The organism is Brachybacterium sp. SW0106-09 (genome assembly GCF_001293905.1).
GTDB lineage: Bacteria > Actinomycetota > Actinomycetes > Actinomycetales > Dermabacteraceae > Brachybacterium > Brachybacterium conglomeratum.
Map to the genome: position 1 here is coordinate 118,244 of NZ_BCAK01000058.1, position 7,645 is coordinate 125,888.

The 7,645-nt window shown below is 70.2% G+C and carries 7 protein-coding genes; 6 read left to right on the top strand and 1 reads right to left on the bottom strand.

What is annotated here, in order from left to right:
* Window positions 1-288 precede the first annotated feature (288 nt).
* From Y09_RS16115 to Y09_RS16130, 4 genes are all read left to right on the top strand, one after another.
* A complete protein-coding gene (locus Y09_RS16115; RefSeq protein WP_053918884.1) occupies window positions 289-942 on the top strand; it encodes a DUF402 domain-containing protein in 654 nt (217 codons plus the stop codon).
* A 34-nt stretch (window positions 943-976) separates the two neighbouring features.
* Complete coding sequence (gene pepN, locus Y09_RS16120; protein WP_053918885.1) at window positions 977-3,526, top strand: aminopeptidase N; 2,550 nt, start codon at window positions 977-979, stop codon at window positions 3,524-3,526.
* Between the two features lie 70 nt (window positions 3,527-3,596).
* Window positions 3,597-4,547, top strand: a complete 951-nt coding sequence (locus tag Y09_RS16125; protein ID WP_053918886.1) for a mechanosensitive ion channel family protein — start codon at window positions 3,597-3,599, stop codon at window positions 4,545-4,547.
* Window positions 4,548-4,581: 34 nt separating this feature from the next.
* A complete protein-coding gene (locus Y09_RS16130) occupies window positions 4,582-5,034 on the top strand; it encodes a globin (protein WP_053918887.1) in 453 nt (150 codons plus the stop codon).
* A 117-nt stretch (window positions 5,035-5,151) separates the two neighbouring features.
* Here Y09_RS16130 and Y09_RS16135 read toward each other — a convergent pair whose 3' ends face one another.
* Window positions 5,152-5,862 (bottom strand): SOS response-associated peptidase, encoded by a 711-nt coding sequence (locus Y09_RS16135; RefSeq protein ID WP_234695771.1) that lies wholly within the window; start codon window positions 5,860-5,862, stop codon window positions 5,152-5,154.
* Between the two features lie 62 nt (window positions 5,863-5,924).
* On the opposite strand from Y09_RS16135, the gene Y09_RS16140 reads away from it, so the two are divergent.
* Entirely contained in the window at window positions 5,925-6,986 is a 1,062-nt protein-coding gene (locus Y09_RS16140; RefSeq protein WP_053918888.1) for a MerR family transcriptional regulator, read from the top strand.
* A gap of 34 nt (window positions 6,987-7,020) precedes the next feature.
* Window positions 7,021-7,617 (top strand): MFS transporter, encoded by a 597-nt coding sequence (locus tag Y09_RS16145; protein ID WP_082358932.1) that lies wholly within the window; start codon window positions 7,021-7,023, stop codon window positions 7,615-7,617.
* Window positions 7,618-7,645 lie beyond the last annotated feature (28 nt).

A 7,645-nucleotide genomic window follows, 5' to 3' on the forward strand; every position in this document is an offset into this window, starting at 1 on the left:
GGCGAGTCCGAGACCGCCGAGGCCCAGCACCCCGGCGCCGGCGAGGCGGCGCGCTGCTCCTCCTCGCGCTGCTGTGCCTCCTCGGCGCGGCGGGCCTGGCCTGGACCGCGCTGACCTGAGCCGACGCACCGACTCGGCGCCCGCCGCGACGGCGTGCCGCCACCGGCTGAGATGACGACGAGGTAGGGTCGCCCCATACGCCTACCCCTCCACGGGCAGCGCAGCCCCGGCCCGGTGGCCGGTCGGTACGGGGCGTCCGCGGAGGCCGATCCGGCCGGGACCTCCACCATGCCTTCCACCCCGCGCTGGTCGCCCGGCGACCAGGTGACCTGGACCTACTACACCCCGCAGCACCCCACCCGCACCGTCCGCCCCGGCACCGTGGTGCTCGACGACGACCGCGGCGTGGTGGTGTGGATCGCCCCCGGCACCGAGGTGCTGCTGCCCGTGCTCGAGTCCGGGGCGGCGTTGCGCCGCGCCGGCGACGAAGGCATGTTCACCGCACCCCGCGTGCAGTCCAAGCAGCTCTGGACCGGCAACGGGATCCTCATGATCGGCCTGCCCGACAAGCCCTACTCGATCTGGCTGTTCTTCAAGGACGACGGCTCGCTGGGCTGCTACTACGTCAACCTCGAGACCCCCTACGAGCGGACCGAGGAGGGCGTGCGCACCCGCGACCTGGTGCTCGACCTGGTGGTCCTGCCGCGCCGCGACTGGCACTACAAGGACGAGGACGAGCTCGAGGGCGCCGAGCGCACCGGCTACTTCAGCCCCGAGGAGGTCGAGGGGATCCGCGCCGCCGGCCGCGACGCCGAGCAGCACATCGCCGAGTGGACCTACCCCTTCTCCGCCGGCTACGAGTACTTCTTCCCGGACCCCACCTGGGAGCTGCCGCGGCTGCCCGAGCACTACAGCTGGGACCTGGACCTGACCCGACGCTGAGCGCAGGGGCCGGGCCCGGTGGCAGGATGGCCCCATGTCCTCAGAGAACCTCACCCGGGACGAGGCGCGCCGCCGCGCCTCCTTCCTCAGCACCGACGCCTACGAGATCCGGCTGGACCTCACCACCGACGAGCGGACCTTCCGCACGGAGACCACGCTGCGCTTCGACGCCGCGGAGGCGCAGGAGACCTTCCTCGACCTGATCGCCGAGGAGGTCCACGAGATCGAGCTCAACGGGGATCTCCTGCCCGATCCCGCCTCCCGCTTCGACGGCGCCCGCGTCCGCCTGCCCGCCCTCGCCGAGGGCGCGAACACCGTGCGCGTCCTGGCCACCGGTCGGTACATGAACACCGGCGAGGGCCTGCACCGCTTCGTCGACCCCGTCGACGACGAGGTGTACCTCTACACCCAGTTCGAGGTCTCCGACGCCCGGCGCATGTTCGCCTGCTTCGAGCAGCCCGACCTCAAGGCGACCTACCAGCTCACCGTCACCGCGCCCGACCACTGGCGCGTCATCTCCAACTCCCCCACCCCGGAGCCGTCGGTCGCGGGCGAGGGCACGGCGACCTGGACCTTCTCCCCCACCGAGCGGATGTCCACCTATCTCGTCGCGCTCATCGCCGGCAACTACCAGGGCGGGACCGGCGAGGTCACCGCGCGCGACGGCCGCACGATCCCGATGGGCGTCTTTGCCCGCGCCTCGCTGGCCGAGCACGTCGACGCCCAGAACGTCATCGATGTGACGAAGGCCGGCATCGACTTCTACGAGCAGGCCTTCGACCAGGACTTCCCGTTCCGCAAGTACGACCAGGTCTTCGTGCCCGAGTACAACATGGGCGCGATGGAGAACCCCGGCGCGATCACCTACGTCGAGTCCTACGTCTTCCGCTCCGACGTCGCCGACGCGGTGCGCGAGCGGCGCGACCTCACCATCCTCCACGAGCTCGCCCACATGTGGTTCGGGGACCTGGTGACCATGCGCTGGTGGGACGACCTGTGGCTGAACGAGTCCTTCGCCGAGTACGCCTCCACCCTCGCCAGCGCCGAGGTGACCCGCTGGGACGACGCCTGGACCACGTTCGCGCTGTCGGAGAAGAGCTGGGCCTACCAGCAGGACCAGCTGCCCTCCACCCACCCGATCGTCGCCGACATGGTCGACCTCGAGGCCGTCGAGACGAACTTCGACGGCATCACCTACGCCAAGGGCGCCTCCGTGCTGCGCCAGCTGGTCGCCTACGTCGGACGGGAGGAGTTCTTCGCCGGCGTGCGCGCCTACTTCGCGAAGCACGCCTGGGGGAACACCGAGCTGCGCGATCTGCTCACCGAGCTCGAGGCCACCAGCGGCCGCGACCTGACCCGCTGGGCGCAGCTGTGGCTGCAGCGCTGCGGGGTCAACACCCTCGCCCCCGTGATCGAGCACGACGCCGACGGCGCCGTCTCCCGCTTCGCGATCCGGCAGACCGCCCCGGCGGAGCACCCGGTGCTGCGCCCGCACCGTCTGCAGGTGGGCGGCTTCTCCCTGCAGGACGGGAAGCTCGTGCGCACCGAGACGCTCGAGCTCGACGTCGACGGGGAGCTCACCGAGGTGCCCGAGCTCGCCGGGCGCCGCGCCGACCTCTGGCTGCTCAACGACGGCGACCTGACCTACACGAAGGTGCGCCTGGACGCCGACTCCCTCGCCGTCGCGATGGAGCACCTGCGCGACCTCGAGGACCCGCTGGCCCGCACCCTGCTGTGGTCCGCCGCCTGGGACATGGTGCGCGACGCCGAGCTGCCCAGCCGCCGCTTCCAGCAGCTGGTGCTCGCGAACCTCACCGGGGAGAGCTCCTCCTCCGTGGTCCGCACCCTGCTCCAGCAGCTCGAGTCCGTCGCCGGCCCCTACGCCGCCGCGGAGGAGCGCGCCGGCCGCACCGAGCAGGCGGCCGACGCCGTCTGGGCCCTCGCCCAGGAGGCCGAGGCCGGCTCCGACACGCAGCTGCAGCTGCTGGAGAGCTTCACGCGCCTGGCCCGCACCACCGAGCACCGCAGCACCCTCGAGGGGCTGCTCGCCGGCGGCATCGCCCTGCCCGGCCGCGAGATCGACACCGATCTGCGCTGGAAGCTCGTGATCTCCCTGGCCGTGCTCGGCGGGATCGACGCCGCCGGCATCGACGAGCAGCTCGCAGCCGACGACACCCAGTCCGGCCGCAAGCACGCCCTCACCGCCCGTGCCGCGCTGCCCACCGAGGTCGCCAAGGCCAAGGCATGGCGCCGCACGGTCGAGAAGGACACGCTGGCCAACGAGTCGGTCACCGCGGTGGTGCAGGGCTTCCGCCGCGTCACCGACGAGACGCTGATCGCCCCGTACCGTCCGCGCTACTTCGAGGAGATCTCCCGGATCTGGGCGGAGCGCTCGAACGAGATCGCGACCCGCCTGGTCTCCGGCTACTTCCCGCACTCCTACGGCGGGCAGGGCGTGCTCGACGCCGCGGACCAGTGGCTCGCCGACTCCGAGGACGCGCCCTTCGGCCTGCGCCGCATCATCATCGAGGGCCGCGACACCGTCGCCCGCCAGGAGCGGGTGCGCGCCGCGGACGTCGAGTGAGCCGACAGTGACGAGCCTCGCCCCGTCCGGGCCATGACGGCCCCGGCGGGGCGAGGATATCGTCGAGGACATGCCTGACGACTTCCCTCCCGACCTCGACCCCCTGCTCGCGACGCCCTCCACCGACGAGGCGCTGAACCTCGCCGATCAGCTGCTCCAGTGGCTCGCCACCAGCGGCGTGAAGATCATCGTGATCCTCGTGGCGGCCACCGTCCTCAGCCTGGTGGCCGGCTGGCTGCTGCGCCGCTTCTTCACCACGATGGTGCAGTCCGGCTCACGGATCTCGAACGCGGCGAGCACCGTCATCAAGCGCGATCCCCGCTCGCAGAAGGCCGCCCAGGCACGTCGCGAGCAGCGCGCCGAGACCCTCTCGAACGTGGCCCGGAACGTGGCCCGCGCCGTGATCTGGGCGATCGCGTTCATGATGATCCTCTCCGAGATCGGCGTGAACATCGCCCCGGTCATCGCGAGCCTCGGCGTGGTCGGCCTCGCCGCCGGCATCGGCGCGCAGACGATCATCAAGGACGTCGTCGCGGGCATCGTGATGCTCTTCGAGGACATCGTCGCCGTCGGCGACTGGGTGGACCTCGAGTACGCGGAGGGCACCGTCGAGTCGATCAACCTGCGCGCCACCCAGGTGCGCGGCATCGACGGCGTGCTGTGGACGGTGCGCAACGGCGAGATCATCCGCGTGGGCAACTACGCGCGCGGCTTCTCCAACGCCGTGGTCACCCTCGACATCGACGCCGGTGCCGACGACGAGAAGGTCTCCGAGGTCCTCGAGCGGGTCACCGCCGAGTTCGAGGCGGACCCGAAGTGGAAGGAGCCGGTCCTCGCCCCGGCGGACATCTCCGGGATGCTCTCGGTGGACGGCAACAGGTACCAGCGCCGTGTCGTCGTCCAGACCGTCCCCGGTCAGCAGTGGGGAGTCGAGCGGGAGCTGCGGGCACGGATCCGCGCCGGCTTCTCCGACGCCCATCTCGCCTTCGCCATGCCCCGCTTCGTCGAAGCGGGGAAGTGACCCCCGCCCGCCCCCGAAGAGACGGAGCACGACCATGACCACCCCTGCAGGCCGCTCGCCCGAGCGGCAGAGCTTCTACGACGCCGTCGGCGGCGCGCCGACCTTCGCCCGGCTCGTCGAGCGGTTCTACGAGGGCGTCGCCGAGGACCCGCTGCTGCGCCCGATGTACCCGGAGGAGGACCTCACCGGAGCGAAGCACCGCCTGGAGACCTTCCTCGCCCAGTACTGGGGCGGGCCGAAGACCTACGGCGCCGAGCGCGGGCATCCGCGGCTGCGGATCCGCCACGCCCCCTTCCCCGTCTCGCCCTCGGCGCGGGACGCCTGGCTGCGCCACATGCGCGTGGCCCTGGACGAGCTCGAGCTCGCGCCGCTGCACGAGCAGACCCTGTGGGACTACCTCGAACGGGCCGCCCACTCGATGCTCAACACCGTCGACGGCGGCGAGGCGCCCGCGGCCGGGCAGCAGGTCCCCGACCGGCTCGCCTGAGAACGGTCGATGGTTTGCTTTTCCCCCCCGGCGGGCGGAGCGGGATAGGGAGTGAAGGGCTGGGGGCTCACGGGGTTCAGTGTGCGCTCGGGGCCGGACAGCCAGGCGCCGGTGGGCTCAGTCGGCGTCGAGCGGTGCGATGAGCGAGGGGTCCGTGCGGTCGAGGGTGCGGACGTTGTTGACCTGGCGGTCCACCGGCACGGTCACCAGCTCGGCGGCCATGGTGGTGGAGACCTGGTCGAGCTGCGCGAGCAGGGGGTCCTTCTGCTCGGGCTCGAGCTTCCCGGGGACGAGCCAGTCGGCGACGGCATCCTCGGTGAGGAAGACGGGCATGCGGTCGTGGACTTCACCGCTGGCGTCCCGCGCCTCGCGCGTGACGATGGTGAAGGTGACGTCCCAGCCGTCGCCGTCCTCGGCCTTGCGAGCGGAGGTGAGGCCGGCGGCGTGCAGCAGCTGCCCGTCGGGGTGGTGGATGAAGTACGGGTCCTTGCCGCCGTCGTCGGCCTCGACCCATTCGTAGTAGCCGGTCATGGGCACGATGGCGCGGCCGCTCGAGAACGGTCCGCGGAACATGCCGTTGGCCGCGATCGTCTCCAGGCGCGCGTTGATCGGGCGAGGCCCCTTGTCCTTCGCCCACGCGGGGTACAGACCCCAGCGCGCCAGCTCGAGACTCCGCTGCACCTCGCCGTCGTCGTCGACGAACTCGCGCACCACCGGCGCCTTGGTACGCGGCGCAATGCTGTAGACCGCCTCCCCCTGCGCCGCGCGGTCCTGCCCTGTGGCCACATAGCCGTGCAGCAGCCGATCTCCACTGCCGGGGGACGGCATCGTTCGATCGAGCATTGTTCTTCGGACTGAGTCGTGCGCCGCTGGTGTGTCACGCTTCTGCGGTGAGCGACGAACGACTTCTGACGATCAGCACGTTTGCTCGAGCGGTCGGGATCCCGGGAAGTGCCTTGCGCTTCTACGCCGCCGAAGGTGTTCTCGTCCCTGCCGAGGTCGACTCCTTCACCGGGTACCGCTACTACGCTCCGAGCCAGATCGAGGCTGGTGTGCTCGTCGCCAGGATGCGAGCCGCGGGCGTCGCGGTGCCCTTGATGAGGGACTTCCTGGACGCCTCAGCGCCGGAGGCGACTCGGATCATCGACAGGATGATCGCGGCCCACAGCGCTCAGTCGCATCGACGTGGGCTGGAACTGGCTGCTCTTCGCGAGAGCATTCTGGAAGCCGAACGGACCCCTCAGGCCGCTCGGGCGACGCTTCCGGGCACCGTGCTCGCCTCCGCCATCGACCAGGTCGCCGCCGCCACCTCAGCGGCATCCGATGATGTCTCCGGTCTCGTATGGGTTTTGCAGGACGGCCGTCTCGAGCTCATTGCCACCGATCGGTACTGGCTGGCCTACCGAGAACTCCGCCCGAGGGAGAGCGACGGCGCGGCGCGCGTGATGACAACTCCTGAAGCAGCAGCAGCCGCAGCATCGGCATGCGCGCAGCGAGCAGAGATAGTGCTCGAGATCGTCGAAAGCCGTCTGCGCCTCCTTGACGCCTACGGAACGGTCATGGCGGAGACGCGCTCGGTCGAGCGATCTGTTCCCGACCTCAGCCTGCTCATCTCGACACAACCTCCTACCCGCACGATCGCGGGGTTCGCCTCGCTGGCGCTCAACGACTTCCTCCAGGGCCCCTCAGCTGACGACCACGTACTCATCGACGCCCACCGCAGAGAAATCGTGGGAAACGACGAACACCGCCTTCAAGGGTGGGTCTCCACAGCTTCCCGCGAATCCGGGGCCCTACGGATCCAGATGCAATCGGCGCTCCTCGCGTCGGCCGTGTCGATCTGCCAGGGCCCCGAGATACTGCTTGGCCTCGTCGACGAGAGCACACCGGTCCGCGTCCAGTCGCCGCTCCAGGACGCCATGACGTGCCTCGTGATGCCGATGCGGCCTTGACCTTCAAGTAGCTCGAAACCCCACGGTGGTGGGCATGTCGACTCCCTTCCCTGCATCTCGGCGGCTCCCGGCACAGTTCCACCTCTGGTGGATCGTCTCGACCCTCTCGGCGGCTGGAGATTCCATGCTCGCCTTCGCGCTCATCTGGACGGCGACGAGCAACGGCCCCGCAACTGTCGCGGTCGTCAGCACCCTCGCCGTCGTTCCCCGCATCCTGCTCATGCTCTTTGGTGGCGCGCTTGGTGACAGGCACGGGCCACGCCGCCTCCTCATCGCCACGACCGCGATCCAGTTCGTGGCTCTGGTAGTGCTCGCAGGTCTGTCGATGGTCTCCTCCGGCGTGGTCTTCCTGGCAGCTGCCGCCGGTGGAACTGCTGTCATCTCGGCCTTCCAGCAGCCTGCCGCGGTTGTGCTCCCTCGGCTCCTGATCACCCACGAGGACCAGTTCGCGCGGGCCCTGGCCCGCATCTCCGGCAGCCTCCACGCCGCTCGAATTCTCGGTGTCGGCATGGGCGGCCTTGCGATCACAGCACTGCCCCTGATCGCAATCTTCGGGGCCAGCGCGGCAGTGGTCGGCCTATCTCTCGTGGTGCTCTGTTCGATCCACCCCCGATCCAACCACGGGGCCTGACCCTTGTTCGTGGACACGCTGATTCCAG